At 60.3% G+C, this 26,362-nt stretch carries 23 protein-coding genes; 9 read left to right on the top strand and 14 right to left on the bottom strand.

Going from position 1 to position 26,362, the window contains the following annotated elements:
- Positions 1–118: 118 nt before the first annotated feature.
- The 4 genes from AB4P96_RS04555 to AB4P96_RS04540 all read right to left on the bottom strand — a co-directional run bounded on the left by AB4P96_RS04555 (position 119) and on the right by AB4P96_RS04540 (position 7,317).
- Positions 119–1,897: an acyl-CoA dehydrogenase C-terminal domain-containing protein gene (locus tag AB4P96_RS04555; protein ID WP_176991592.1), complete on the bottom strand. Its 1,779-nt coding sequence runs from the start codon at positions 1,895–1,897 to the stop codon at positions 119–121.
- Between the two features lie 258 nt (positions 1,898–2,155).
- Positions 2,156–3,925, bottom strand: coding sequence for an acyl-CoA dehydrogenase C-terminal domain-containing protein (locus tag AB4P96_RS04550; RefSeq protein WP_395600543.1), 1,770 nt, complete (start codon positions 3,923–3,925; stop codon positions 2,156–2,158).
- A 90-nt stretch (positions 3,926–4,015) separates the two neighbouring features.
- Positions 4,016–5,305: a diguanylate cyclase gene (locus AB4P96_RS04545; protein WP_170036898.1), complete on the bottom strand. Its 1,290-nt coding sequence runs from the start codon at positions 5,303–5,305 to the stop codon at positions 4,016–4,018.
- 206 nt (positions 5,306–5,511) lie between these two features.
- Complete coding sequence (locus tag AB4P96_RS04540) at positions 5,512–7,317, bottom strand: phenylacyl-CoA dehydrogenase (protein WP_017138032.1); 1,806 nt, start codon at positions 7,315–7,317, stop codon at positions 5,512–5,514.
- 52 nt (positions 7,318–7,369) lie between these two features.
- Between AB4P96_RS04540 and AB4P96_RS04535 the strand changes: the two genes are divergently transcribed.
- Complete coding sequence (locus tag AB4P96_RS04535) at positions 7,370–7,510, top strand: hypothetical protein (protein WP_186617045.1); 141 nt, start codon at positions 7,370–7,372, stop codon at positions 7,508–7,510.
- Between the two features lie 156 nt (positions 7,511–7,666).
- Here AB4P96_RS04535 and AB4P96_RS04530 read toward each other — a convergent pair whose 3' ends face one another.
- The 6 genes from AB4P96_RS04530 to bioB all read right to left on the bottom strand — a co-directional run bounded on the left by AB4P96_RS04530 (position 7,667) and on the right by bioB (position 12,654).
- Entirely contained in the window at positions 7,667–7,948 is a 282-nt protein-coding gene (locus AB4P96_RS04530; RefSeq protein WP_017138029.1) for a hypothetical protein, read from the bottom strand.
- A gap of 106 nt (positions 7,949–8,054) precedes the next feature.
- Entirely contained in the window at positions 8,055–8,735 is a 681-nt protein-coding gene (bioD, locus tag AB4P96_RS04525; protein WP_017138028.1) for a dethiobiotin synthase, read from the bottom strand.
- Positions 8,732–9,544, bottom strand: coding sequence for a malonyl-ACP O-methyltransferase BioC (gene bioC, locus AB4P96_RS04520; RefSeq protein WP_138451646.1), 813 nt, complete (start codon positions 9,542–9,544; stop codon positions 8,732–8,734). Before bioC ends, bioD begins: the two co-directional genes overlap by 4 nt.
- Positions 9,537–10,268, bottom strand: coding sequence for an alpha/beta fold hydrolase (locus tag AB4P96_RS04515; protein WP_017138026.1), 732 nt, complete (start codon positions 10,266–10,268; stop codon positions 9,537–9,539). Before AB4P96_RS04515 ends, bioC begins: the two co-directional genes overlap by 8 nt.
- A complete protein-coding gene (gene bioF / locus AB4P96_RS04510; protein ID WP_176991595.1) occupies positions 10,261–11,442 on the bottom strand; it encodes an 8-amino-7-oxononanoate synthase in 1,182 nt (393 codons plus the stop codon). Before bioF ends, AB4P96_RS04515 begins: the two co-directional genes overlap by 8 nt.
- A 156-nt stretch (positions 11,443–11,598) precedes the next feature.
- Positions 11,599–12,654 carry a biotin synthase BioB gene (gene bioB / locus AB4P96_RS04505; RefSeq protein ID WP_017138024.1) on the bottom strand — a complete coding sequence of 352 codons (1,056 nt, stop codon included), beginning with the start codon at positions 12,652–12,654 and terminating at the stop codon, positions 11,599–11,601.
- Positions 12,655–12,768: 114 nt separating this feature from the next.
- Here bioB and AB4P96_RS04500 point away from each other — a divergent pair, with 114 nt between their 5' ends.
- The 5 genes from AB4P96_RS04500 to rarD all read left to right on the top strand — a co-directional run bounded on the left by AB4P96_RS04500 (position 12,769) and on the right by rarD (position 18,511).
- A complete protein-coding gene (locus AB4P96_RS04500; RefSeq protein ID WP_138451640.1) occupies positions 12,769–13,506 on the top strand; it encodes a ComF family protein in 738 nt (245 codons plus the stop codon).
- A gap of 57 nt (positions 13,507–13,563) precedes the next feature.
- Positions 13,564–14,328 carry a TOBE domain-containing protein gene (locus AB4P96_RS04495; protein ID WP_395600542.1) on the top strand — a complete coding sequence of 255 codons (765 nt, stop codon included), beginning with the start codon at positions 13,564–13,566 and terminating at the stop codon, positions 14,326–14,328.
- Positions 14,329–14,407: 79 nt separating this feature from the next.
- A complete protein-coding gene (locus AB4P96_RS04490; protein WP_017138021.1) occupies positions 14,408–16,306 on the top strand; it encodes a PhoX family phosphatase in 1,899 nt (632 codons plus the stop codon).
- Between the two features lie 167 nt (positions 16,307–16,473).
- On the top strand, positions 16,474–17,448 hold the full coding sequence (locus tag AB4P96_RS04485) for a serine/threonine protein kinase (RefSeq protein ID WP_056857817.1): 975 nt from the start codon (positions 16,474–16,476) through the stop codon (positions 17,446–17,448).
- Between the two features lie 178 nt (positions 17,449–17,626).
- Positions 17,627–18,511, top strand: coding sequence for an EamA family transporter RarD (rarD, locus tag AB4P96_RS04480; RefSeq protein ID WP_017138019.1), 885 nt, complete (start codon positions 17,627–17,629; stop codon positions 18,509–18,511).
- 223 nt (positions 18,512–18,734) lie between these two features.
- Here the strand turns inward: rarD and AB4P96_RS04475 are convergent, their stop codons facing one another.
- A complete protein-coding gene (locus tag AB4P96_RS04475; RefSeq protein WP_017138018.1) occupies positions 18,735–19,247 on the bottom strand; it encodes a glycine cleavage system protein R in 513 nt (170 codons plus the stop codon).
- Positions 19,248–19,626: 379 nt separating this feature from the next.
- Here AB4P96_RS04475 and AB4P96_RS04470 point away from each other — a divergent pair, with 379 nt between their 5' ends.
- The gene (locus tag AB4P96_RS04470) at positions 19,627–21,798 is read left to right on the top strand and encodes a malate synthase G (RefSeq protein WP_395600541.1); all 2,172 of its coding nucleotides are present in this window, start codon (positions 19,627–19,629) and stop codon (positions 21,796–21,798) included.
- Between the two features lie 76 nt (positions 21,799–21,874).
- Here the strand turns inward: AB4P96_RS04470 and AB4P96_RS04465 are convergent, their stop codons facing one another.
- From AB4P96_RS04465 to AB4P96_RS04455, 3 genes are all read right to left on the bottom strand, one after another.
- Positions 21,875–22,261 carry a hypothetical protein gene (locus AB4P96_RS04465; protein ID WP_395600540.1) on the bottom strand — a complete coding sequence of 129 codons (387 nt, stop codon included), beginning with the start codon at positions 22,259–22,261 and terminating at the stop codon, positions 21,875–21,877.
- Between the two features lie 160 nt (positions 22,262–22,421).
- Positions 22,422–22,802, bottom strand: coding sequence for a hypothetical protein (locus tag AB4P96_RS04460; RefSeq protein WP_395600539.1), 381 nt, complete (start codon positions 22,800–22,802; stop codon positions 22,422–22,424).
- Positions 22,803–22,932: 130 nt separating this feature from the next.
- Positions 22,933–23,379 carry a response regulator gene (locus tag AB4P96_RS04455; protein WP_017138015.1) on the bottom strand — a complete coding sequence of 149 codons (447 nt, stop codon included), beginning with the start codon at positions 23,377–23,379 and terminating at the stop codon, positions 22,933–22,935.
- A 247-nt stretch (positions 23,380–23,626) separates the two neighbouring features.
- Between AB4P96_RS04455 and AB4P96_RS04450 the strand changes: the two genes are divergently transcribed.
- Complete coding sequence (locus AB4P96_RS04450; protein ID WP_395600538.1) at positions 23,627–25,549, top strand: putative nucleotidyltransferase substrate binding domain-containing protein; 1,923 nt, start codon at positions 23,627–23,629, stop codon at positions 25,547–25,549.
- Entirely contained in the window at positions 25,546–26,253 is a 708-nt protein-coding gene (locus AB4P96_RS04445) for a 3'-5' exonuclease (protein WP_176991598.1), read from the top strand. Before AB4P96_RS04450 ends, AB4P96_RS04445 begins: the two co-directional genes overlap by 4 nt.
- Positions 26,254–26,362: the final 109 nt, after the last annotated feature.

Here is a 26,362-nt window from a genome sequence, read left to right as displayed (position 1 = left end):
TGCTTTGCGCTTCCTGCGCGACGTCCATGTGAAGTAGATTATCCGTGGATCCAATTTGGCGATAGAGGACGAATAGCAGCACGTCATGTAAGAGAATGCTTACACGCCCTCCAAGCCCTTAGAACAGTGCTTCATCCAGCAAAAACAATGATTCACTACCGGCTTTTACCGACGCACTCAGTGAATGAATGCGCGGCAGCAGGCGGGCAAAGTAGAAGCGCGCGGTACCCAGCTTGCTGGCGTAGAAGTCTTCCTCAGCCTCTTTGCCCAGCGCGGCCTTGGCCATGCGCGCCCACATATAGGCATAGGCCATGTAGCCAAAGGCGTGCAGGTACTCAACCGAAGCCGCGCCGATTTCATTCGGGTTGGTCTTGGCGCGGTCCAGCACCCAGGCGGTCAACTCATCCAGGTTATCCACGGCAGCGCTGAGCGGTTGGGTGAACTCGCTCAACTCGGCGCCTGAAGCCGCGATGAACTGGCGGATCTCGTCAGCGAACAGGGTGTAGAACGCCCCGCCACTGCCAACGATCTTGCGCCCCATCAAGTCCAGCGCTTGAATGCCGTTGGTGCCTTCGTAGATCTGCGTGATGCGCACATCCCGCACCAACTGCTCCTGGCCCCACTCGCGGATGTAGCCGTGGCCGCCAAAGATCTGCTGGCCGAGCACGGTGGTTTCCAGGCCAAGGTCGCTGAGGAAGGCCTTGGCAACAGGTGTCAGCAGCGCCACCAGGTTGTCTGCACGTTCGCGAGCGGCGGCATCTTCACTGAACTTGGCGATGTCCAATTGCGTGGCCACATAGGTGGAGAACGCACGACCGCCTTCGTTCGAGGCTTTCATGGTCAGCAACATGCGGCGCACATCCGGGTGCACGATGATCGGGTCGGCCACTTTGTCCTTGGCCTGGGCGCCGGTCGGCGAGCGGCTTTGCAGACGGTCGCGCGCGTATTCAATCGCGTTTTGATAAGAGCGCTCACCCGACGCCAGGCCCTGGATACCCACACCCAAACGCTCGTAGTTCATCATGGTGAACATCGCCGCCAACCCACGGTTCGGCTCGCCCACCAGGTAACCCACGGCTTCATCGAAGTTCATCACGCAGGTCGCGGATGCCTGGATGCCCATCTTGTGTTCGATGGAGCCGCAGCTCACCGGGTTGCGCGCGCCCAGGCTGCCGTCGGCATTGACCATGAACTTCGGCACCAGAAACAGCGAAATGCCCTTTGGTCCGGCCGGTGCATCCGGCAGTTTGGCCAGCACCAGGTGGATGATGTTGTCGGTGAGGTCATGCTCGCCGCCGGTGATAAAGATCTTGGTGCCACTGATGGTGTAGGACCCGTCCGCCTGAGGCTCAGCCTTGGTGCGGATAATGCCCAGGTCAGTCCCGGCGTGCGCTTCCGTCAGGCACATGGAACCTGCCCACTCACCCGAATACATTTTCGGCAGGTAGGTAGCCTTGAGCGCTTCGCTGGCGTGGGTGTTGATGGAGACGCAGGCGCCGGAGGTCAGCATCGGGTAAAGGCCAAACGCCAGGCTCGATGAGTTGATCATCTCTTCAACCTGCGCCGAGACGGCCTTGGGCATGCCCATGCCGCCGAAGATCGGGTCGCCGCCGACGCCCACCCAGCCACCTTCGGCGTAGGTCTTATAAGCCTGTGGGAAACCATCCGGCGTGCTGACGGCAGTGTCCGCCCAACGGCAACCTTGCTCGTCGCCATTACGGCTGAGCGGCGCGATGGATTTGGCCGTGACCTTGCCGGCTTCTTCAAGGATTGCCTCAACGGTTTCGGCATCTACGGTGTCTGCCAATGCCGGCAATTGGGCCCAAGTGTTGGCGACCTCAAAAACTTCGTTGAGGACGAAGCGCATATCACGCAGCGGCGCTTTGTAATCAGCCATGGCAAACCTCGTGAGAACAGGAAAAGTGATTCGATAGGATCGGTTTTACAGGCTTCGAGTGTAACCGAACAACATTTGAGACACATAGGGTCCGTTAGTGACCATTAGGTATTTAATGGTCACATCACGAATCCAATATGGACTTCTGTGGGAGCTGGCTTGCCTGCGATGCGGGCACCTCGGTTTATCAGTTACACCGAGTTGATGCCATCGCAGGCAAGCCAGCCCCACATTTTGACCGCAGTGAATCAATCGCGCCTAAAGCGCAAACAACTGCGCAGGCAAGCTCATCAAGCACTCACTGCCCGCCTCCACAGCGGCGCGGTGCGTTGCAGTACGCGGCAACAAGCGCTTGAAGTAGAAATCGCAGGTGGCCAATTTGGCTTGGGCGAACGCTGCGTCGTCATGCGACTGGGCCGCAATGGCCATGCGCAACCACAGGTACGCCAGAATGATGTAACCGCTGTACATCAAGTAATCCACCGCCGCCGCGCCCACTTCATCCGGGTTTTTCATGGCCGCCATGCCGACCTTCATCGTCAGCTCGCCCCATTGCTGGTTCAGTTGGTTGAGCTGCTCAACATGGGCCTTGAGCTGCGGGTGCTCGGCATTCGCTGCGCAGAACTTATGCACAAGTTTGGTAAACCCGCGCAGCAACTTGCCCTGGCTGCCCAGGACCTTACGGCCCAGCAAGTCGAGCGCCTGGATGCCATTAGTGCCTTCATAGATCGGCGCAATCCGCGCATCACGCGCCAGTTGCTCCATGCCCCATTCGCGAATGTAGCCATGGCCGCCGAACACCTGCATACCGTGGTTGGTCACCTCCAGCCCGGTTTCGGTCATAAAGGCTTTGCAGATAGGCGTGAGGAACGCCAACAGGTCTTCGGCCTCCTGGCGTTGGGCGGCGTCACTGCTCAAGTGCGCGGTGTCGAGCAGTTGGGCAGTGAAGTAGGTCAGCGCCCGATTGCCTTCGTTGAAGGCCTTCATGGTCAGCAACATGCGCCGCACGTCGGCGTGCACGATGATCGGGTCGGCGGCTTTATCCGGGGCCTTGGCGCCGGTCAGCGAGCGCATTTGCAGGCGGTCGTTGGCGTATTTGATCGCGCCCTGGAAACTCGCCTCACCATTGCACAAACCCTGCATGCCAGTGCCCAGGCGCGCGTGGTTCATCATGGTGAACATGCAATTGAGGCCCTTGTTCGCCTCGCCAATCAAAAAGCCCTTGGCGCCGTCAAAGTTCAGCACGCAGGTGGCCGAGGCCTTGATGCCCATCTTGTGCTCGATGGAACCACAGTGCACCGCGTTGCGCTCGCCTGAATCGGCGTGGAACTTGGGCACGATAAACAACGAGATACCTTTGGTGCCCGCCGGTGCGTCCGGCAGTTTGGCCAGCACCAAGTGAATGATATTGGCGCTCATGTCGTGCTCGCCGGCCGAGATAAAGATCTTGCTGCCGGTGACCGCGTAACTGCCGTCCGCCTGGGGCACGGCGCGGGTCTTGATCAAACCCAGGTCAGTGCCGCAATGGGCTTCGGTGAGGCACATGGTGCCGGTCCATTCGCCGGCGGTGAGTTTGGTCAGGTAGGTGGCTTTCTGTTCTTCAGTGCCGTGGGCGTGAATCGCCGACATTGCACCGTGGGTGAGACCCGGGTACATGCCCCAGGAGGTGTTGCTGGAGCCGATCATTTCGCTGAGCACCAGGCCCAGGGACAGCGGCAAGCCCTGGCCCCCGTAAGCCGGGTCCGCCGCCACGCCATGCCAGCCGCCTTCCACATAGTGGGCGAAAGCTTCCTTGAAGCCCTTGGGCGTGGTGACCACGCCATTGTCGAAGTGGCAGCCTTCTTCATCGCCACTGCGATTGAGCGGCGACAGCACGTTTTCGCAGAATTTGGCGCCTTCTTCGAGAATCGCGCTGACCATATCCGGGCTCGCGTCGGTGGCGCCCAAGGCGGCGTAGTGGCCGTGAAAATCAAACACGTTGTCGATCAGAAAGCGCATGTCGCGCAGGGGAGCTTTGTACTCAGGCATGGCAATGTCTCCGGCAGCAGATACTTTCAACCTACTGCCGGTCATCGCCTCGAACAATCACTGTAGAACCGCTGAATACACCGCCATCACTCAACCGGCAGCGCTCTCCATGCGCACCGCGCCGCGCCGGGTTTGCCCGGCAGCGACCACGCAGTTACGCCCCGCGCCCTTGGCCGCGTAGAGCGCCTGATCGGCGGACTTGAGCACTTCTTCAGGCGTGCGCTGCTCGACCTGGCGCTCGGCCACGCCGATGCTGACCGTCACCGACACACTCGAGGCGCCACTGCCCACCCGGCGTTGGCGGCCCTGCTGGTCGTCGTGGGGACGGTCCGGGTTGCGCAGCTTGATGGCGTAGTTGGCGATGATCTCGCGGATTTCTTCCAGGTGCGGCATGCACTCGTCCAACGTCTTGCCAGCGAACACCACGGCAAACTCTTCCCCGCCATAGCGATAGGCACGCCCGCCGCCATTGACCTTCGACAGCTTGCTGGCCACCAGCCGCAGCACTTGGTCACCGACATCGTGGCCGTGGGTGTCGTTAAAGCGCTTGAAGTGATCGACGTCGCTCATCGCCAACACATAATTGCGCCCCAGCCGTTGCATGCGCTCATTGAGCGCGCGCCGCCCCGGCAAGCCGGTGAGTTCATCGCGAAAGGCCATCTGATAAGCCTCGTGCGCCACGCCGGCGGCAATCATCAGCATTACCTGGCTGCACATGATGTTCAGCGTGAACGGCAGGATAAAGGTTTGCGGCAACATCCAGAACAGCCCCAGCAAACCCACCAGTTGCGCCGCGTGCAAGGGCCGCGGCTGATACCAGTACTGCGCCGCCAGGGTGACAAAACCAATCAGGAACATCGGGTACGACAGCTGGATCAGGCTCATCCAACTGCCATGCAGCGCCGGCCAGCGAATCTCCGCCAGCCAGTTCAGCAAGGCTTGGGGGAAACTCTGCTCAAGCGCCAGGGCTACGCTGCCAAACGCAAAGAGCACGGCGCAGCGCGCCACAAAGTCGCGGAACAGGTGGGTTTTCTCCTGCCACAGCGCGTAAATGCTGAACAGCAACGGCAACAGCAAGCAACACAGATGGAACACCACCGCGGCGTCTTCACGGACGCGGCCGTTATCGCGGTAATAATCGGTCTGGGTGTCGAGCAGGAAGTAAACGACGTACACCGTGATCATCAGAAACAGCTCACGCTGGCGCCGATACACCGCGCAGTACGCGCCGCCGAGCAACAGCACCAAGGTCGGCAGCACATTGAACAGCGAGGTGAAGAACACGCTGAGGTCTTTGACATACGCAGCCGAGAGCCCGGCCATCAATAGCAGTAACGAAGGAAGAAAATGACTGAACCGTACAGCGGACACGCGCGACAAGGGTAAAGCTCCGACCCGCCCAGAAAGATGGCACAGTGCCTTCACTGAGCACAGTTAAGCACATTCAATGTGACCTGTATCACATTGCCATCACTGTAACGGCAGCCAGGCGCAATCCCTGAGTGCTGTGCTGTGTTTTTTATCGCCGCACATAAAAAAACCGCCGCTTCCAAAAGAAGCGGCGGTTTTCAGGAGACCGGCAGGGCTTAGTAAGCCAGGCCGAAGTCTTCTTCTTTCATGTCCATCAGGTTGTTGGCGCCCGACAGCATGGTGACCTTATGGGTCTGGGTACGCGGCAGGATGCGCTGGAAGTAGAAGCGCGCCGTCTGCAGTTTGGCGGTGTAGAACGCCTCTTCGGTGGTGCCGGCAGCCAGTTTTTCAGCAGCCAGGCGTGCCATGTCGGCCCAGAAGTAAGCCAGGCACGCGTAGCCGGAGTACATCAGGTAGTCCACCGAGGCGGCACCGACTTCTTCACGGTCTTTCATCGCGGCCATACCGACCTTCATGGTCAACTCGCCCCACTCTTTGTTCAGTGCCGCCAGCGGTGCAACGAATTCTTTGACGGCTTCGTTGCCTTCGTTGGCCTGGCAGAACTTGTGCACGATCTTGGTGAAGCCCTTGAGCGCTTCGCCTTGAGTCATCAGCACTTTACGGCCCAGCAAGTCGAGTGCCTGGATGCCGGTGGTGCCTTCGTACAGCATCGAAATGCGGCTGTCGCGAACGTTCTGCTCCATGCCCCACTCGGCGATAAAGCCGTGGCCGCCGTAGATCTGCACGCCGTGGTTGGCCGATTCAAAACCGACTTCGGTCATGAACGCCTTGGCGATTGGGGTCATGAACGCCAACAGGCCGTCGGCTTGTTTCTTGGCTTCGTCGTCGGTGCCGTACTTGACGATGTCCACTTGCTTGGCGGTGAAGTACACCATCGCACGGTTGCCTTCAGCGAAGGCTTTCATGGTCAGCAGCATGCGGCGCACGTCAGGGTGCACGATGATTGGGTCAGCGGCTTTGTCCGGCGCTTTCGGGCCAGTCAGCGAGCGCATTTGCAGGCGGTCGCGAGCGTATTTCAGGCCGCCCTGGAAGCCGATCTCGGCGTGGGACAAGCCTTGCAGCGCGGTGCCCAGGCGAGCGGTGTTCATAAAGGTGAACATGCAGTTCAGGCCTTTGTTCGCCGGGCCGATCAGGAAACCGGTGGCCGCGTCGAAGTTCATCACGCAGGTGGCGTTACCGTGGATGCCCATCTTGTGTTCCAGGGAACCACAGGTCACCGCGTTGCGCTCGCCGATCGAGCCGTCTGCGTTCGGCAGGAATTTAGGCACGATGAACAGCGAAATACCCTTGGTGCCGGCCGGTGCGTCCGGCAGGCGGGCCAGTACGATATGGACGATGTTGTCGGCCATGTCGTGTTCACCGGCCGAGATGAAGATCTTGGTGCCGGAGACTTTGTAGGAACCATCAGCCTGAGGTTCGGCCTTGGTGCGCAGCATGCCCAGGTCGGTGCCGCAGTGCGGCTCGGTCAGGCACATGGTGCCGGTCCACTCACCCGAAACCAGCTTGGTCAGGTAAGCGTCTTGCTGTTGCGGGGTGCCGTGCTCGGAGATGGTGTTCATCGCACCGTGGGACAGGCCAGGGTACATGCCCCACGACCAGTTGGCGGCGCCGACCATCTCGCTCACGGCCAGGCCCAGGGATTCCGGCAGGCCTTGGCCACCGTGCTCCACGTCGTGGGCCAGGCTTGGCCAGCCGCCTTCGACGAACTGCTTGTAGGCTTCTTTGAAACCAGTAGGGGTTTTTACGCCTGACTCGCTCCAGGTACACCCTTCGATGTCACCCACGCGGTTCAACGGTGCCAGCACTTGCTCACAGAACTTGGCGCCTTCCTCAAGAATGGCGTCAACCATGTCCGGGGTAGCGTCCTGGCAAGCCGGCAGGCTCTGATAGTGCGCTTCATAACCGAGCAGTTCGTCACGAACGAAGCGAATATCACGCAAGGGGGCCTTGTAGTCAGGCATAGCGATAAACCTCTGCTGATGTATCTGGGATGAACAACCGCGTGGATTTGTTATGGCGGTCAAACAGGTGTTTGAAACATACGTTTACGACCTGGGGTTGTCAAGCATCGCGCCGAAGCCGTTTGTCATGACGCGCATCAATGCCACGCACGGCAAGGCCTGCGGCGGGATGCCACGCTTAAAAGGAGTTTAGAAGTTCAACGAGATGACACAGGACAATGTGGGAGCTGGCTTGTGTGGGAGCTGGCTTGCCTGCGATACAGGCGCCGCGGTATATCAGGAAGATTGAGTCGATGCTATCGCAGGCAAGCCAGCTCCCACAGAAGAGCCGGCGTGTGCCGATAGAAAGTTAAGCGTAGGTGTCGATCAACGTGCCAAGCATTTCATCCGAAGCCTTGGCAACTTTCGCGCCCAGCTCCACTTGAAACTTGCCTTGGGCCATTTCGACCATGTTGCTCGCCGAGTTGGACGGCTGGGCGCGATCGTTGGCTTGTAGACGATCACTTTGTGCATCCGAGGGCTGGGTCGTCGCGGCGCCGGCAATTTTGCCGGCGGCCTGGTCGACGCGGTTCTGCCCGGCCTGAATAGTGCTCAGCCCCGAATAAAACGCGCTGCTTCCAGAGATTTCCATGGCGTAAGCCTGCCTTTAGAGAATCGTGAACTTGAATTGAAGCAGACATCCTGGCAAAACGCCCGTCAAAAACACTAATGGCATAATGCCTTAGCGATAGCCAAAATCAGTCAAGCAGGTCCAATTCCAGGTACTCGGCCACCACTTTCGCGCTGGCCTGCTTGAGCTTTGGCACCCGCCCCAGGCACGGCGCAGGCAACCGCTCAGCCAGGGTGGCGAGGTTCTCTTCCAGACGAGAGGTCTTGGGGTCGATGATATTTGCCACCCAACCCGCCAACGGCAAACCGTCCCGCGCGATGGCTTCGGCGGTGAGCAGCGCATGGCTGATACAGCCCAGACGCACGCCCACCACCAGGATCACCGGCAGCTTGAGCGCCATGGCCAGGTCCGACAGGTTGTCCTGATCGGCCAACGGCACCCGCCAGCCGCCTGCGCCTTCGATCAAGGTGAAATCCGCGTGCTGCGCGAGTATGTGCTGCATCGGCTTCAACAGTGATTGCACCGTGAGCGCCACACCCGCCTCCCGCGCGGCCAGGTGCGGCGCAATCGCGGGTTCAAAGGCCACCGGGTTGACCTCGGCATAGGTCAACGGCAGCGAACATTCGGCCAGCAGTGCCAAGGCGTCGGCGTTGCGCAAACCTTTTGGGGTGAGCTGGCAGCCTGAGGCCACCGGTTTTCCGGCGGCGGTGCTTTTACCCGCCAGCCGCGCGGCATGCAGCAGCCCGGCGGCGATGGTGGTTTTGCCCACATCGGTATCGGTGCCGGTGATGAAATAAGCGGCGCTCATAACGGTTTCTCCAGTACGGCATACACCACTTGGTACGTGGCGGGCAGGCCCTGGGCCTGGCGGAACTGCTCGTAAGCGTGCACCAGTGCAACAATCCGCGCGCGCCCCGTCAACCCTCCCGGGCGACCGGGGTTGAGGTTATGCGCGCCCAACGCCTTGAGTTCGTGGGTCAGGCTGCGCACATCCGGGTAGTGCAACACGTGAGGCTGGCGCTCCAGGCTCAGCACCCGCAAACCGCTGGCAGCACACAGCTGTTGGTAAGCCTCGAAGGTGCGGAAGCGGTTGACGTGAACCAGGCCATCCGCCGCACGCCAGCTTTGGCGCAACTCGTCCAGGGTGCCCACGCACAGGCTCGCAAATGCGAAGACGCCCCCGGGTTGCAGCACACGACAGGCCTCACTGAGCACCGCGTCGAAATTCGCGCACCACTGCACCGCCAGGCTGGAGAACAGCAGCTGGAAGCTCTCAGTTGCAAGCGGCAAGCGTTCTGCATCCCCCGCAATAAAGTGCTGCGCGCCCCCTAAAGGCCGCGCATGGTTGAGCATGCCCTCGGCAATATCCAGCGCTACGCCTTGGCTTGCAGGCAACAGTTCGCCCAGTGCACGGCTGAAATAACCCGTGCCGCAGCCTACATCCAGCCAGCGCCGGGGCGCGAGGGCCGCCGGCAAGCGGGACATCAGCGCATGCCCGACTGCGCGCTGCAACTCGGCGACGCTGTCGTAGCTGGCTGCTGCGCGGGAAAACGAGGCCGCCACCTGGCGCTTGTCCGGCAAACCGCCCGGCAGTGGGGGCTGGGATAAATCAGTCATCAACACACTCATGCAAAAAAGCCTGGATGGCCCCCGCTACACCGTGAGGGTCTTCCAGAAGAAAAGCGTGACCGGCCTGTTCAATCAGGCCGATTTCTACATCGGGCAGCAGGGCCAATAGATCACCCGCGGCTTCAGCGGGCACTAAACCGTCCAACCCCGCAAACAGGTGCAGTTGCGGGCCACGAAACGCTTGCAAAGCGGCGCGGGTATCCAGTTGAGCAAGCAGTTCCAGGCCCGGCATCAACACACTCGACAACGTATTCGGCGCCCCGCTGACCAACAGGCGCGACAGCCCGCGCGGGTCGGCAGCGCCCTTGGCACACAGCAGGCCAAAGCGTTTGAGCGTGACCTGAGAATCGGCATGGCAACCCGCGAGGAACGCATCGAACGTCTCGGCAGGCATCGCACTGGGCCAGCCTTGATGGGCGACAAAACACGGGTTGCTCGCCAATGTCAGCAGCCCGCAGCAGCGCTCGCCGCGCCGCGCCGCCAACTCGGAAGCGAGCATGCCGCCCAGGGACCAGCCGCCCAACCAGGCGTTGTCCGGCAGTGTGGCGTCGAGTTCGTCGAGCCATTCATCCAGATCGCTGGAAGCCAGCACCGGCAACGGTTCGATATGCACTTGCAGGTGTTCGTCCAAACCCTGCAAGGCGCCAGCCAAAGGCTCCAGCGGTGAAACGCCGAGCCCCCAACCGGGCAGTAATACCAATCGATCACGCATGGTCGGGCTCCGTAATACTTAACAACCGGAAACACGCTTCCAATGCGCTTAACAATAGCTGCACCTGGGCCGCGCTGTGGGCCGCTGTCAGTGTCACGCGCAAACGCGCACTGCCGGCCGGCACAGTCGGTGGGCGGATGGCTGTCACCATCAGGCCGCGCTCGCGCAGCATCTGCGACAGGCGCATGGCGGTGGCGCTGTCGCCAATCAGGATCGGCTGGATCGGCGTGAAGCTGTCCATCAACCGCAGGCCAAGCTGCTCGGCGCCCTGGCGGAACTGGCGGATCAGGCCATTGAGGTGCTCACGCCGCCAGTGCTCGGTGCGCAGCAGCTCCAGGCTTTTCAAAGTGGCGCAGGCCAATGCCGGTGGCTGGCTGGTGGTGTAGATGTAGGGCCGGGCGAACTGGATCAGGCTTTCGATCAGCTCCTCACTGCCTGCCACAAACGCCCCGGCGGTACCGAACGCTTTGCCAAGGGTGCCGACCAATACCGGCACGTCTTCCTGGCTCAAGCCGAAATGCTCGACAATTCCGCCGCCCGTAGCACCTAACGGTCCGAAGCCATGGGCGTCATCGACCATCAACCAGGCGCCTTTGGCGCGTGCCTCACGGGCCAGCGCAGGCAGGTCGGCCAGATTGCCGTCCATGCTGAACACACCATCGGTGACCACCAACGTATTGCCGGTCGCCTTCTCCAGGCGTTTGGCCAGGCTGCTGGCGTCGTTATGCAGATAGCGGTTGAAACGCGCCCCGGACAACAGGCCGGCGTCCAGCAGCGAGGCGTGGTTGAGCCGGTCCTCCAGCACCGTATCGCCCTGCCCCACCAACGCGGTGACCGCGCCCAGGTTGGCCATATAGCCGGTGGTAAACAGCAGTGCACGCGGGCGTCCGGTGAGGTCGGCCAGTGCTTCTTCCAGCTCATGGTGCGGCGTGGCATGGCCGATCACCAGGTGCGAAGCGCCACCGCCCACGCCCCATCGGGAGGCCCCGGCGCGCCAGGCTTCGATCACTTGCGGGTGATTGGCCAGGCCCAGGTAGTCGTTGTTGCAGAATGCCAGCAGCGGCTGGCCATCCACCACCACTTGCGGGCCTTGCGGGCTCTCAAGCAAAGGGCGTTGGCGATAAAGGTGTTCGGCCCGGCGGGCAGCGAGGCGCGCGGCGAGATCAAAAGACATGCAGGCCTCGGCAGTTCAGGTTGAACCCGATCCAATGTGGGAGCTGGCTTGCCTGCGATGACGGCAGCACATTCAGTATCAATATGTCTGGAAGACCGCTATCGCAGGCAAGCCAGCTCCCACAGTTGGATTGCGTTTCAAATGTGGAGAGAGGCGTTAAACCACCGCGTTATAGAACTGCTCGCTGCTCTTCTGCTCCACCAACGCCTGCTCAATCGCTGCCTGATGCACTTCATCGGCGTGCTCTTCACGCGCCTCCGGCAAGATTCCCAGGCGCGAGAACAGTTGCATGTCCTTGTCGGCCTGCGGGTTGGCGGTGGTCAGCAACTTGTCGCCGTAGAAGATCGAGTTGGCACCGGCGAAAAACGCCAGGGCCTGCATCTGCTCGTTCATCGCTTCACGGCCGGCCGACAAGCGCACATGGGATTGCGGCATCAGGATGCGCGCCACGGCGAGCATGCGGATAAAGTCAAACGGGTCGATGTCTTCGGCGTTTTCCAGCGGCGTACCGGCGACTTTCACCAGCATGTTGATCGGCACCGACTCCGGATGCTCCGGCAGGTTGGCCAGTTGGATCAGCAGGTTGGCGCGGTCGTCGAGGGACTCGCCCATGCCGAGGATGCCGCCCGAGCAGATCTTCATCCCCGAATCACGCACGTACGCCAGGGTTTGCAGGCGCTCGCCGTAAGTGCGGGTGGTGATGATGCTGCCGTAGAACTCAGGCGAGGTGTCGAGGTTGTGGTTGTAGTAGTCCAGGCCGGCCTGGGCCAGGGCTTCGGTCTGGTCCTGGTCGAGACGGCCGAGGGTCATGCAGGTTTCCAGGCCCATGGCCTTCACGCCTTTGACCATCTGCAGCACGTAGGGCATGTCTTTGGCCGACGGGTGCTTCCAGGCGGCGCCCATGCAGAAGCGCGTCGAACCGATGGCTTTGGCGCGAGCGGCCTCTTCGAGGACCTTCTGCACCTCCATCAGCTTTTCTTTTTCCAGACCGGTGTTGTAGTGGCCCGACTGCGGACAATATTTGCAATCTTCCGGGCAGGCGCCGGTTTTGATCGACAGCAAGGTCGAGACCTGCACGCGGTTGGCGTCGAAATGCGCGCGGTGCACGGTCTGCGCCTGGAACAACAGGTCGTTGAAGGGTTGCACAAACAGCGCTTTGACTTCGGCTAAAGACCAATCGTGACGCAGGGTGGCAGAGGTGCTGGCGCTCATGGGCGATTCCTTGATTATGCTTGGGCTTACGCTGTGGGAAGGGCAATACCGGCAATACCCGCAATACCCACAGTCAGTCACGACACGGATGCTCGGCATATTTAAGGAAGATTCATGCACTGTCAACTCAGATACAAACATCAGGTTTACATCTGGTTAGAAAACAACCAGACCTGTTTAATTTGCGATGAAGCAACAAACTCCAACCACACTGTGTGCAACGCCTGCGAAACCGAGCTGCCCTGGCTGCTGGAGCATTGCGAGGTGTGCGCCCTGCCCCTGCCGATGGAGGGTTTGATTTGCGGCCCCTGTCAAAAAAAGCCGCCTGCCTATAAACAGGTGATCGCACCCTGGACCTACGGTTTCCCCGTCGACACCCTTATCAGCCGCTTCAAACACCAGTCGCGCTGGCCGCTGGGTCATCTGCTCGCACACTTGCTGGGCCAGTATCTGCAACACCGTTTCGACAACACCGCACTCACCCGCCCCGACTGCCTGCTGCCGGTGCCCATGGCGCGCAAGCGTCTGCGTGAGCGCGGCTTCAACCAATCGTTGATGTTGGCCCGCTGGCTCAGCGAAGACCTCGACCTCCCACACGATGAACACCTGTTGTTACGCCCCCATGAAACCGTCGCGCAACAAGCCCTCGACGCCAAGACCCGCCAACGCAACCTGCTCACCGCGTTTGCGCTGGCACCCGGCGCCCAGGTGCAGGGCCGCCACTTTGCGCTGGTGGACGACGTACTCACCACCGGCGCCACCGCCCACAGCCTGGCCCGCCTATTGATGGACGCTGGCGCTCGTCAGGTCGATGTGTACTGTCTGGCCCGCACGCCAAAACCAGGCTCATGACTTGACTCGCGTGCGCCGCGCCTGCAACGTCCGCTGACCTTATCGAAGCGTATCCACATGTCTCTGCCGACCTCCCTCAGCCAACACATCATCCGCCGCCCCCAGCGCATCGCCCTGTTGGCGCATATTGCCGAGCAGGGCTCGATTACCCGCGCGGCCAAGAGCGCTGGCCTGAGTTACAAGGCCGCGTGGGATGCGATCGACGAGTTGAACAACCTGGCGCAAAAGCCGCTGGTGGAGCGCAGCGTCGGCGGCAAAGGCGGCGGCGGCGCCAAGCTGACGGCCGAAGGTGAGCGCGTGCTGCGCCTGTACCAACGCCTGCAAGTGTTGCAGGCCGAGGTGCTGGGTTCGGATGAGGACGCGAGCGACTTCAACCTGCTCGGTCGCCTGATGTTGCGCACCAGCGCGCGCAACCAACTGCACGGCCAGGTCAGCGCCATCGAACACCAGGGCCGCAATGACTTGATTCGCCTGCAACTCTCGGGCGGCTTGAGCCTGAGTGCGCAGATCACTCACGACAGCACGCAGCGGCTGGAGCTGGAAACCGGCGTTGAAGTGGTCGCCTTGATCAAGGCCGGATGGCTGGAATTGCTCGCCATCGGGCAGGCTGCAACACCTGGACACAATTGCGTAAGCGGTGTGATCGAGACGATTCTCGACGCCGATGACGGCCCCAGCGAAGTGCGCATCACCCTGCCCAACGGCCAGGTTTTATGCGCCCTGGCGCAGCCCGCCGCGCTCCAGGCACTGGGTGTCGTCGAAGGCGGCCAAGTCCAGGTGCAATTCTCACCCAACAATGTGCTGCTCGGCACACCGGTTTAGGCGCCCGCCATCTTTAAGCTGCAACAAATTCGTCACGAGCGCTCCTTAAGGTGTCTGCAAAAACCGCAGGGAGCCTGAAATGAGCCTATTAGAAGAAAACCAAGCCACCGACCTTGAACAGATGGTCGGCCTCACCCGCCGCCGTTTTATCGGCGCCGGCGCCCTGTGCGGTGCCGCGATGTTCCTGGGTGGCAACCTGCTCACGCGCAGCGCAATGGCCGTGAACGCTGCCACCGCCAGCCCCTTGCTGGGCTTTGCCAGCATCGCTGCGGCCACCAGCGACGCCATCACCTTGCCGCCGGGTTACTCCGCCTCGGTACTGATCAGTTGGGGCCAGCCGCTGCACAAGAACGCGCCAGCCTTCGACCCGTCCGGCAATGGTACTGCCAAGGCTCAGGAACAGCAGTTCGGTGACAACAACGACGGCATGAGCCTGTTCGCCTTCCCCGGTGACAACAACCGTGCGCTGATGGCGATCAACAACGAATACACCAACTACCGCTACCTCTACGCCCATGGCGGCGCGCCGCAATCGGCTGAAGACGTGCGCAAGGCCCAGGCCAGCGAAGGTGTATCGGTGATTGAGGTACGGCGCAAGGGCGACACCTGGCAGTTCGTGCAGGACTCGCGCTACAACCGCCGCATCCACGGTAACTCGCCGATCCGCCTGGGTGGCCCCGCTGCCGGCCATGCCTGGCTGAAAACCAGCGCCGACAAAACCGGCAAAAAAGCCCTTGGCACCTTCCAGAACTGCGCCAACGGCAAGACGCCATGGGGCACTTACCTGACCTGCGAAGAGAACTTCACCGACTGCTTTGGCAGCAGCAACCCGCAACAAAGCTTCGACGCCGGGCAAAAACGCTACGGCGTGGTGGCCGCCAGCCGCGAGATCAATTGGCACCTGCACGACCCGCGCTTCGACATGGCCAAGAACCCCAACGAACTCAATCGCCACGGTTGGGTGGTGGAAATCGACCCGTTCGACCCGCAATCCACACCGGTCAAGCGCACTGCCCTGGGCCGCTTCAAACACGAAAACGCCGCACTGGCAGAAACCCGTGATGGCCGCGCCGTGGTGTACATGGGCGACGACGAGCGTGGCGAGTTCATCTACAAGTTCGTCAGCCGCGATCCGATCAACCACCACAACCCCAAAGCCAACAAGAACCTGCTCGACCACGGCACCCTGTACGTGGCGATTTTCGATGCCGGCGACGGCAATGCCGACCACCCCAAGGGCAAAGGCGAATGGGTCGAACTCACCCACGGCAAAAACGGCATCGACGCCAGCTCGGGGTTTGCCAGCCAGGCCGAAGTGCTGATCCACGCGCGCCTGGCCGCCAGTGTGGTGAAAGCCACACGCATGGACCGCCCGGAATGGATCGTGGTCAGCCCCACCGACGGCCAGGTGTATTGCACGCTCACCAACAACGCCAAGCGCGGTGAAGACGGCCAGCCGGTGGGCGGGCCGAATCCGCGTGAGAAAAACGTGTATGGCCAGATCCTGCGCTGGAAAGCCGACGCGGATAACCACGGCGCCAACACCTTCACCTGGGATTTGTTTGTGGTGGCCGGCAACCCAGGTGTGCATGCCGGCACGCCAAAAGGCGGCTCGTCCAACATCAACCCGCAAAACATGTTCAACAGCCCCGACGGCCTGGGGTTCGACAAGGCAGGGCGCCTGTGGATCCTCACCGACGGCGACTACAGCAACAAGGGCGACTTCGCCGGCATGGGCAATAACCAGATGCTGTGCGCCGACCCCAACACCGGGGAAATCCGCCGCTTCATGGTCGGGCCGGTGGCGTGCGAGGTCACGGGTATCAGCTTTTCGCCGGACCAGAAGACCCTGTTTGTGGGGATTCAGCATCCGGGGGAAACCGGGGGTTCGACCTGGCCGGAGCATCTGCCAAACGGCAAGCCGCGCTCGTCGGTGATGGCGATTCGGCGGGATGATGGTGGGATAGTCGGCGCCTGACAGGGCCTCATCGCAGGCAAGCCAGCTCCCACCTTTGAGCGCATTCCACGCTCAAGCGTGGGAGCTGGCTTGCCTGCGATGGCAATGGCACAGTCGCCACCTATCTCAGCGTTGGTGCGTTACCATACCCGGCCGGACGCGGCGCCCTGCTGCGCGCAGGAGTTCGCATGGCCCACCCGTTTGAAACACTCACCCCCGATTTAGTACTCGACGCCGTCGAAAGCATCGGCTTTCTCAGCGACGCGCGCGTGTTGGCGCTTAACAGCTACGAAAACCGTGTGTATCAGGTGGGCATCGAAGACTCCGAGCCGCTGATCGCCAAATTCTACCGCCCCCAGCGCTGGACCAACGAAGCGATCCTGGAAGAACACCGCTTCACCTTCGAACTGGCCGAGTGCGAAGTGCCGGTGGTTGCACCGCTGGTGCATAACGGCGAAAGCCTGTTCGAACACGCGGGCTTTCGCTTCACCCTGTTCCCACGCCGTGGCGGCCGGGCGCCGGAGCCGGGCAACCTGGATCAGCTGTATCGCCTCGGGCAATTGCTTGGTCGTTTGCACGCGGTGGGTTCCACCCGCCCGTTTGAACACCGCGAAGCCTTGGGGGTGAAGAACTTCGGTCACGATTCCCTCAACACCTTGCTTGAAGGCAATTTCATTCCCAAGAGCCTGCTGCCCGCTTACGAGTCTGTCGCGCGCGACCTGCTCAAGCGCGTGGAAGAGGTGTACAAGGCCACACCGCACAAGAACATCCGCATGCACGGTGACTGCCACCCCGGCAACATGATGTGCCGCGACGAGATGTTCCACATCGTCGACCTGGACGACTGCCGCATGGGCCCGGCCGTGCAGGACCTGTGGATGATGCTCGCGGGCGACCGTCAGGAATGCCTGGGCCAGCTGTCGGAATTGATGGACGGCTACCAGGAGTTCCACGACTTCGACCCACGCGAACTGGCCTTGATCGAACCCCTGCGCGCCTTGCGCCTGATGCACTACAGCGCCTGGCTGGCCCGGCGCTGGGATGACCCGGCATTCCCCCACAGCTTTCCGTGGTTTGGCAGCGAGCGGTATTGGGGCGACCAGGTGTTGGCGTTGCGTGAGCAACTGTCGGCGCTCAATGAAGAACCCCTCAAACTCTTCTAAAGAGCAGTACACCACCGGTGTGGGAGCTGGCTTGCCTGCGATTCAGACAACTCGGTGTATCAGTGGTACTAAGGTGATTTCATCGCAGGCAAGCCAGCTCCCACAGAAAAGCCCCTGCCTTGCCTGACAAAAATCCTTACAATCGCGCTTTGTAAGCTGCCTGAGCAAGGATTCTGCAATGCACGCCGCCAACCCCCGCAAAGGGTACATCCTGGGCCTGAGTGCCTATGTCATCTGGGGTCTTTTCCCACTTTATTTCAAAGCCATCGCCAGTGTTCCCGCCGCCGAAATCATCGTGCACCGCGTCTTGTGGTCGGCGCTGTTCGGCGGTTTGCTGTTGATGGTGTGGAAGCACCCCGGCTGGTTCCGTGAACTGCGCGACAACCCCAAGCGCCTGGCGATTCTGGCACTCAGCGGTTCGTTGATTGCGGCCAACTGGCTGACCTATGTGTGGTCGGTGAACAGCGGGCGCATGCTGGAAGCGAGCCTGGGTTACTACATCAACCCGTTGGTGAATGTACTGCTGGGCATGCTGATCCTGGGCGAGCGCCTGCGCCGCCTGCAATGGATCGCCGTCGGGCTGGCGGCGGTGGGTGTGGCGCAGCAAGTGTGGCAAGTCGGCAGTCTGCCGTGGGTGTCGCTGGTGCTGGCGTTGACCTTCGGCTTTTACGGTTTGATCCGCAAACAGGCGCCGGTCAAGGCGCTGCCAGGGCTGGTGGTGGAAACCTGGATGCTGGTGCCGATCGCCGTCGCCTGGTTGTTGTTCAACCCGTCGGCCCATAGTGCGCAGCTTGAATTTTGGAGCACCTCCGAAGCCTGGTGGCTGGTGGCCGCAGGCCCGGTTACGCTGATTCCGCTGGTGTGTTTCAACGCCGCCGCACGGCATTTGCCCTACACCGCACTGGGCTTTTTGCAATACGTGGCGCCGACGCTGGTGCTGTTGGAAGCGGTGCTGCTGTTCGGTGAACACCTGGCGACCAGCACGCTGATTGCTTTCGCATTTATCTGGGCGGGCCTAGTGGTCTACAGCCTGGATGCATGGCTGACGGTGCGCAAACGCTGATCAAATAACGTACAAACCTCTGCAAGCCACAGTGCACGTGGCTTGCAGGCATTCACCCCAAGGTTATCCACACCCTGATCCCCGCCATTTGTGCACAAGCCATTGAAACTGCTCGTTTTTTGCTCAATCGACGAAGAAGCCCGGCCGGCATGGCCTGGCGCCGGGTCTCTACAGGTTATCCACAGGCCCATGCAAGATTTCCATGCATAACCTTGTGGACCGATTATTCCTCGTGGTGCAGTTCCACCATCAAATCATCGGCCAAGGTTTCCAGGGACAGCTGCAAGGTATCCAGGGACAACGCGGCCGGCACCTGCAACAACGCTTCGGCGCTAAACAAGGGATCACCGCTCATGGGCGCCGGACGCACATCCGTGCTCAGGCTCGCCAGGTTCACGCCTTGTTTGCTCAATAGCGCCGTGATTTCGCGCACGATGCCTGCGCGGTCATTGCCCACCAACGTCATCATGATCGATTTGGACGCCGAGGCCTGCCCGCTGCTGCCCTCGCCCACCAACACACGAATGCCATGTGTGGATAAGTCCTCCAGCGCGCCGACCAGGGCTTGACGCTGTTCTGTCGGCACACTGACCCGCAAAATCCCGGCAAACTGCCCGGCCATGTGCGCCATGCGGCTTTCCAGCCAGTTACCGCCGTGGGCGGCAATGTTCTGCGCAATGCGTTCAACCAGGCCGGGTTTGTCGGCGGCGATAATAGTGAGTACAAGATGGTCCATGGCGAAGCCCTCGGTGGGTTGATCATCGATTATAGGCACACACCCTGTGGGAGCGGGCTTGCCCGCGATGGGGGGCGTGTCAGTTACACATCCGTGGGCGATGTATTGCTATCGCGGGCAAGCCCGCTCCCACACAAAGCCAATTCCTACAGAAGTGGTCAAAAACAAATCGTGTACCATTTTTATATTTATCTGGAACAATCCAATAGTTTTTTGAGAACATCCGATTCTCCGCTGTGACCGTACGACCAAAATGAGTCGCTAAACGACGTATTTAGTCTAATTTTCACAACCGCAAGTCATCATGTAGTATGCCCAACCGTGCACTACATAATGAAAATCTGAAACAGCGCATAAGCTCCGCAGAGTGAGGCAAGCAATGACTGAACACGTTCAAGTCGGTGGCCTGCAGGTCGCCAAAGTCCTGTTCGACTTCGTGAACAACGAAGCCATTCCCGGCACCGGCATCACTGCCGACCAGTTCTGGGCCGGCGCCGACAAGGTCATCCACGACCTGGCACCGAAGAACAAAGCCCTACTCGCCAAACGCGATGATTTCCAGGCGCGGATCGACACCTGGCACCAGACCCACGCAGGTAAAGCCCACGACCCAGTGGCCTACAAAGCCTTCCTGCAAGATATCGGTTACCTGCTGCCAGAAGCTGCAGATTTCCAGGCCTCGACCCAAAATGTCGATGACGAAATTGCCCGCATGGCCGGCCCGCAGCTGGTGGTGCCGGTCATGAATGCCCGCTTCGCCCTCAACGCCTCCAATGCACGCTGGGGCTCGCTGTACGACGCGCTGTATGGCACCGATGCCATCAGCGAAGCCGACGGCGCCGAGAAGGGCAAGGGTTACAACAAAGTGCGTGGCGACAAGGTAATTGCCTTCGCCCGTGCTTTCCTCGACGAAGCCGCGCCGCTCACCGCCGGCAGCCACGTCGATTCCACCGGTTACAAGATGGTGGATGGCAAGCTCATCGTCAGCCTCAAGGGTGGCAGCAACAGTGGCCTGCGCGACGACGCACAACTGATCGGTTTCCAGGGCCCTGCGGCCGAGCCGATTGCGATCCTGCTTAAACACAACGGCCTGCACTTCGAAATCCAGATCGACGCCAGCACCCCGGTCGGCCAGACCGACGCCGCCGGCGTCAAAGACGTGCTGATGGAAGCCGCGCTGACCACCATCATGGACTGCGAAGACTCCGTCGCCGCCGTGGATGCCGATGACAAAGTGGTGATCTACCGCAACTGGCTCGGCCTGATGAAAGGCGACCTGGCCGAAGAAGTGGCCAAGGGCGGCAAGACCTTCACCCGCACCATGAACGCCGACCGCGTCTACACCGGCGTGGATGGCCAGGACGTGACCCTGCACGGCCGTTCGCTGCTGTTCGTGCGTAACGTTGGCCACTTGATGACCATCGACGCGATCCTGGATAAAGACGGCAACGAAGTACCGGAAGGTATTCTCGACGGTCTGCTCACCAGCCTGGCGGCGATCCACAGCCTCAACGGCAACAGCAGCCGCAAGAACAGCCGCACCGGTTCTGTGTACATCGTTAAACCGAAGATGCACGGCCCCGAAGAAGCCGCGTTCACCAATGAGCTGTTTGGCCGCATCGAAGACGTGCTGAACTTGCCAGGCAACACCCTCAAAGTCGGGATCATGGACGAGGAGCGCCGCACCACGGTCAACCTCAAGGCCTGCATCAAGGCGGCCAGCGAGCGCGTGGTGTTTATCAACACTGGCTTCCTCGACCGCACCGGCGATGAAATCCACACCTCCATGGAAGCTGGCGCGATGGTGCGCAAGGCCGCCATGAAGGCGGAAAAATGGATCGGTGCCTACGAAAACTGGAACGTCGATATCGGCTTGAGCACCGGCCTGCAAGGTCGTGCACAGATCGGTAAAGGCATGTGGGCCATGCCCGACCTGATGGCGGCGATGCTCGAACAGAAAATCGCTCACCCACTGGCCGGCGCCAACACCGCCTGGGTGCCATCGCCGACGGCGGCTGCGCTGCATGCGCTGCACTACCACAAGGTTGATGTGTTCGCCCGCCAGGCCGAACTGGCCAAGCGCGAGCGCGCTTCGGTAGACGATATCCTGACCATTCCTCTGGCCAGCAACACCGATTGGTCTGACGAAGAAATCCGCAACGAACTGGATAACAACGCCCAGGGCATCCTCGGCTATGTGGTCCGTTGGATCGACCAGGGCGTCGGCTGCTCGAAAGTGCCGGACATCAACGATGTGGGCCTGATGGAAGACCGCGCCACCCTGCGCATCTCCAGCCAGCACATCGCCAACTGGCTGCGCCACGGCATCGTCAACGAAGCCCAGGTGATGGAAAGCCTCAAGCGCATGGCGCCGGTGGTGGACCGTCAGAATGCCGGGGATGCGCTGTATCGCCCGCTGGCACCGGATTTCGACAGCAACATCGCGTTCCAGGCGGCGGTGGAGTTGGTGATTGAAGGGACTAAACAGCCGAATGGGTATACGGAGCCGGTGTTGCATCGTCGGCGTCGGGAGTTCAAGGCTAAAAACTGACTTTAATTAGATAAAACTCCCTGATCTCAAGATCAGGGAGTTTGGACCCACAGGTACGTTTCACGCATTCAATTCATCATGGTATAAATTTGGCGTCAGCCGTGCCGGTAAGTCCGTAAGGGCGATCTTGAAATTTGTAGGTCGTATCGAACGTTAGCGTTTGATGGTCTCCTTCGTCCGAAACAGTCACTTTGACCGTGCCGATCAGCTTGTGACTATTACCCTTGTAATTAAATAGTACCCTCACAGAATCGGGCATACCCTCCTCATACTTAAACTCATAGTTCCCATCGACGACAGACTCAGGATAAATTATATCCAATACAGGACTTCCACGATCGTCAAGAACATTAAAAAACTTCTCATGAAAAATAAAGCTATCCGCAGTAATCTCGTCGTGCGGCTTGTTACGAAAAGTGATTTTAAACTCGGCTTTACCGGCAAAGGAAGTTGGCGTAAGCATATTAAACCCTCACTCTATAAATGATTAAATAAATACTGTTTAACCTGCACTTTACCCGCAGCAAACAATAGCCCTAGCGATCTTTTCCCAACCAGAACTAACTGTTTCTGCAAACGTGTTGGCAGCCGAGCACGTCATCGTGCTTTATACCGATGGCGAACTATTTGGATTCGATAATGTACGTACCGTTAAGTACCACCACCGGAGTTTGCCCACCGAAAGTCAAATTATCCAGCGTGCCGCTGTGCTTGAAAGAAGTACCGAACTCCGGACGCACTACGGTCAGCTTCAACTCTCCCGACGTTGGCATATAGCAGTCATTGCCACTGGCATCGCGGTAAGTTGCCGCGCTTCCTGCAAGATCGAAGGATTGATCATCGCCGGCTGGCACATCATGACCATACGATAGATAGATACTTGCAACGTCAGGACCATTTAACCGGGTCCAAGAGAGATACCCTAAAAATTCCGTTGCGGGAAAAGCACTCGTTTCACCGTCAATGGAAACCGTAATGTCAGCGGAACCCGTGATTGCAGGCATGATAAATTCCTGTTCGTAGGATGAGAAGTACTGGATCAACTCCAGTACGCCTCGACTCAGTACACAGGTTTTAGATTTATTTAACTACTGTCAGAGTTGACAGGTATGGGAGCGGACCGACCAGCGGTAGCTACTGCGCCATCCCCAATTCCCGCTTGACCATCTTCGCCAACTTCACGCTATCGATCGGCTTGAGCAAAAAATCCACCACGCTCAAATGCATCGCATCAATCACATCCGGCGCTTCCGCGTCCCCCGACATGATGATGATCGGCAACGCCGCACGGGTTGACTCGCGCACTTTGCGAATCAATTGCAGGCCGTTGCTCGGCGCCATGCGCAAATCGGTGATCAGCAAACCGATGGAACTGCTGGAGCTCAACAAATCCCACGCTGTCTCGCCACTGTCGGCGGTCATGCAGCGAATGCCGTCCAGACCCAGGATCTCCGCAAGCAATTCACGAGCGTCCTTGTCGTCGTCGACAATCAACACCCGCTGTGGCGGCAAATCGGGCTCCAGCATCACGGCGCTCAGCGCCTCGCGCTCGGCATCACTCAAAATATCGTGGTCGGACATACGTTTCTCAGCAGTTCTATTCAATCTCCCAGCACACTCGTCAGACATCTGCGGAAGGGCGAACAATGTGCACTTCGTCGGAAAGTTTGCCTAGTGGGCGTTCTACGGGGTTTGGACGATAGTCATGTAAGGTTTTTCCCTAGTCGTGGTGGGTTTTGCCGAGACCTAGACTTACGTCCAATGGGCACCCGCCGCGCGGGAGTCGACCATGCAGGACGATAACGACAAAAAAACTGCGGTCACTGTTATGAGTAAAGCTGATGCTTTCACGCACGCGGGAAAAACCGCCGTGTTGCAGAACATCCACGGCACCCTGCAATTCCTGCAACGCTTCCCACCGTTCAACCAGATGGAAAACGCCCACCTGGCGTTCTTGGTCGAACAGTGCCAGCTGCGTTTCTACGGCCCCGGCGACAGCATTCTCAAACCGTCCGGCGGGCCGGTGGAGCACTTCTATATCGTCAAGCAGGGCCGCGTAGTCGGCGAGCGGCCGGACTCGACGCAAGCCACCTTCGAGATCACCACCGGCGAGTGCTTCCCTCTTGCCGCGTTGCTGGGTGAGCGTGCGACACGCACCGAGCACAAAGCCGCCGAAGACACCTTCTGCCTGCAACTGAACAAGCCGGCGTTTATCAAGCTGTTCGCCCTTTCCAGCCCGTTTCGCGATTTTGCCCTGCGCGGAGTCAGCAGCCTGTTGGATCAGGTCAACCAGCAGGTGCAGCAAAAGGCCGTGGAAACCCTCGGCACCCAGTATTCGCTGAACACCCGCCTGGGTGAATTGGCCATGCGCCACCCGGTCACCTGCAGCCCGACCACGCCGCTGCGCGAAGCGGTGACGCTGATGCATGAGCAACAAGTGGGCAGCATCGTGATCGTCGACGAGCACAAGGCGCCGCTGGGGATTTTCACCTTGCGCGACCTGCGCCAGGTGGTCGCCGACGGCACCGGCGATTTCAATCAAGCCATCGCCGGCCATATGACCCAGGCGCCGTTCTTTTTAAGCCCGGACCACAGCGCTTTCGATGCCGCCATCGCCATGACCGAGCGACACATCGCCCATGTGTGCCTGGTCAAAGACCAGCGCCTGTGTGGCGTGGTGTCCGAGCGCGACCTGTTTTCCCTGCAACGGGTCGACCTGGTGCACTTGGCCCGCACCATTCGAAACGCACCCCGGGTGGAAAACCTGGTGACGATTCGTGGTGAAATCGGCCAACTGGTCGAACGCATGCTGGCCCATGGTGCCTCCTCGACTCAGATCACCCACATTATTACCCTGCTCAACGACCACACTGTGTGCCGAGTGATCGAGCTGACTCTGGCCGAGAAAGGTGACCCTGACGTGCCCTTCAGCTGGCTGTGTTTCGGCAGCGAAGGGCGCCGCGAGCAAACACTGTTTACCGACCAGGACAACGGCATCCTGTTTGAAGCCAAGGACGCCGCCGAAGCCGCCGAGATCCGCGGCCGCCTGCTGCCCCTGGCGCAGCAGATCAACCAAAGCCTGGCGTTGTGCGGCTTCAGCCTGTGCAAGGGCAATATCATGGCCGGCAACCCCGAGCTGTGCCTGTCACGGGCCGAATGGGCGCGGCGCTTTGGTGCCTTTATCCGCGAAGCCACGCCGGAGAACCTGCTCGGGTCGAGCATCTATTTCGATATGCGCGTGGTGTGGGGTGACGAGCGCGGTTGCGAGCAACTGCGCCAGGGCATTCTGGATCAGGTGGCCGATAACCGCTTATTCCAACGCATGCTGGCCGAGAACGCCTTGCGCCAGCGCCCGCCGGTCGGGCGTTTCCGCGACTTTGTGCTGACGCGCAAAGGCACCGAAAAGGCCACGCTCGACCTCAAGGTGCAGGGCCTTACGCCCTTTGTCGATGGCGCGCGCCTGTTGGCCCTGGCCAACGGTATCCACGCCAACAATACCTTGGAGCGCCTGCGCCAACTGGTGGTCAAGGAGGTCATCGAACCGCTGGATGGCGCCGCCTACGAGGAGGCGTATCACTTTATCCAGCAAACCCGCATGCAGCAGCATCAGCTGCAAACCCGTGAGAACCTGCCGTATTCCAACCGTGTCGACCCCGACAGCCTCAACCACCTGGACCGGCGCATCCTGCGTGAATCCCTGCGCCAGGCCCAACGCCTGCAAAGCAGCCTGACGCTGCGGTATCAGCTGTGAGCCTGTTCAGTTGGCTGCGCAAGAACAAGCCCGGGCTCGACGCGGCTCAGCAGCAGCGACTGGCACAATTGCCCAAGCCCGCATTGCTGGGCGACGGGTCGTTACGCAGCCAGCGTTGGGTGGTGGTCGACCTGGAAACCAGCGGCCTGAACCTCAACCGCGACCAAGTGCTGTCCATCGGCGCGGTGGTGATCGAGGATGGCGCGGTGGATTTTTCGCAGATGTTCGAACGCACCCTGCAACAGCCCAACACCAAGCTCAGCCCCAGCGTGCTGATCCATGGCCTCGGCCCCAGTGCAATTGCCGCCGGCAGCGACCCGGCGCAAGCCTTGCTGGATTTTATGGCCTTTGTCGGCGACAGCCCGTTGCTGGCGTTCCATGCGCCGTTCGACCAACACATGCTGTGCCGGGAGCTTAAGAGCAGCCTGGGCTATCGGCTGGCCCATCCGTTCCTCGATGTAGCCGACATCGCCCCGCTGTTGTGCCCCGACGCGAATATTCGCGAGGCCGGGCTCGACGACTGGATCAACCACTTCAAGTTGCACGTGGGCGAACGCCATCACGCCAGCGCCGATGCGTTGGCCACGGCAGAGCTGATGCTCATCCTATTCAGCCGTGCGCGCCAACAGGGAATCGACAGCCCACAGGTGCTGCAAGAGCGCTTGAGCCAATGGACACGTCGCAAACAAGCGCCCTCTTTCTAGGGGACGCTGAGCGTCCCAGGAGGCATTACCACGCAGAGCGTGGGAACGATCGCCCGACAGACGCCAATTGCGCCCACTCCCTGCCTCTGACACAATCGCGAATAATTCT

Source organism: Pseudomonas sp. B19125, assembly GCF_044218855.1.
Classification (GTDB): domain Bacteria; phylum Pseudomonadota; class Gammaproteobacteria; order Pseudomonadales; family Pseudomonadaceae; genus Aquipseudomonas; species Aquipseudomonas edaphica.
The sequence above is the reverse complement of the archived record's forward strand: the minus strand, read 5'-3'. Positions and strand labels throughout refer to the sequence as shown.

Bases quoted from the DNA above. Each gene is read 5' to 3' on its own strand.
- AB4P96_RS04470 (WP_395600541.1), top strand. From the start codon at position 19,627: ATGACTGAACACGTTCAAGTCGGTGGCCTGCAGGTCGCCAAAGTCCTG.
- bioC (WP_138451646.1), bottom strand. From the start codon at position 9,544: ATGACTGATTTATCCCAGCCCCCACTGCCGGGCGGTTTGCCGGACAAG.
- AB4P96_RS04540 (WP_017138032.1), bottom strand. From the start codon at position 7,317: ATGCCTGACTACAAGGCCCCCTTGCGTGATATTCGCTTCGTTCGTGAC.
- AB4P96_RS04475 (WP_017138018.1), bottom strand. From the start codon at position 19,247: ATGGACCATCTTGTACTCACTATTATCGCCGCCGACAAACCCGGCCTG.
- AB4P96_RS04465 (WP_395600540.1), bottom strand. From the start codon at position 22,261: ATGCTTACGCCAACTTCCTTTGCCGGTAAAGCCGAGTTTAAAATCACT.
- AB4P96_RS04450 (WP_395600538.1), top strand. From the start codon at position 23,627: ATGAGTAAAGCTGATGCTTTCACGCACGCGGGAAAAACCGCCGTGTTG.
- AB4P96_RS04555 (WP_176991592.1), bottom strand. From the start codon at position 1,897: ATGGCTGATTACAAAGCGCCGCTGCGTGATATGCGCTTCGTCCTCAAC.
- AB4P96_RS04530 (WP_017138029.1), bottom strand. From the start codon at position 7,948: ATGGAAATCTCTGGAAGCAGCGCGTTTTATTCGGGGCTGAGCACTATT.
- rarD (WP_017138019.1), top strand. From the start codon at position 17,627: ATGCACGCCGCCAACCCCCGCAAAGGGTACATCCTGGGCCTGAGTGCC.
- AB4P96_RS04490 (WP_017138021.1), top strand. From the start codon at position 14,408: ATGAGCCTATTAGAAGAAAACCAAGCCACCGACCTTGAACAGATGGTC.
- AB4P96_RS04460 (WP_395600539.1), bottom strand. From the start codon at position 22,802: ATGCCTGCAATCACGGGTTCCGCTGACATTACGGTTTCCATTGACGGT.
- AB4P96_RS04515 (WP_017138026.1), bottom strand. From the start codon at position 10,268: ATGCGTGATCGATTGGTATTACTGCCCGGTTGGGGGCTCGGCGTTTCA.
- AB4P96_RS04500 (WP_138451640.1), top strand. From the start codon at position 12,769: ATGCACTGTCAACTCAGATACAAACATCAGGTTTACATCTGGTTAGAA.
- AB4P96_RS04535 (WP_186617045.1), top strand. From the start codon at position 7,370: ATGGCGGTCAAACAGGTGTTTGAAACATACGTTTACGACCTGGGGTTG.
- AB4P96_RS04455 (WP_017138015.1), bottom strand. From the start codon at position 23,379: ATGTCCGACCACGATATTTTGAGTGATGCCGAGCGCGAGGCGCTGAGC.
- AB4P96_RS04550 (WP_395600543.1), bottom strand. From the start codon at position 3,925: ATGCCTGAGTACAAAGCTCCCCTGCGCGACATGCGCTTTCTGATCGAC.
- AB4P96_RS04485 (WP_056857817.1), top strand. From the start codon at position 16,474: ATGGCCCACCCGTTTGAAACACTCACCCCCGATTTAGTACTCGACGCC.
- AB4P96_RS04495 (WP_395600542.1), top strand. From the start codon at position 13,564: ATGTCTCTGCCGACCTCCCTCAGCCAACACATCATCCGCCGCCCCCAG.
- bioF (WP_176991595.1), bottom strand. From the start codon at position 11,442: ATGTCTTTTGATCTCGCCGCGCGCCTCGCTGCCCGCCGGGCCGAACAC.
- bioD (WP_017138028.1), bottom strand. From the start codon at position 8,735: ATGAGCGCCGCTTATTTCATCACCGGCACCGATACCGATGTGGGCAAA.
- bioB (WP_017138024.1), bottom strand. From the start codon at position 12,654: ATGAGCGCCAGCACCTCTGCCACCCTGCGTCACGATTGGTCTTTAGCC.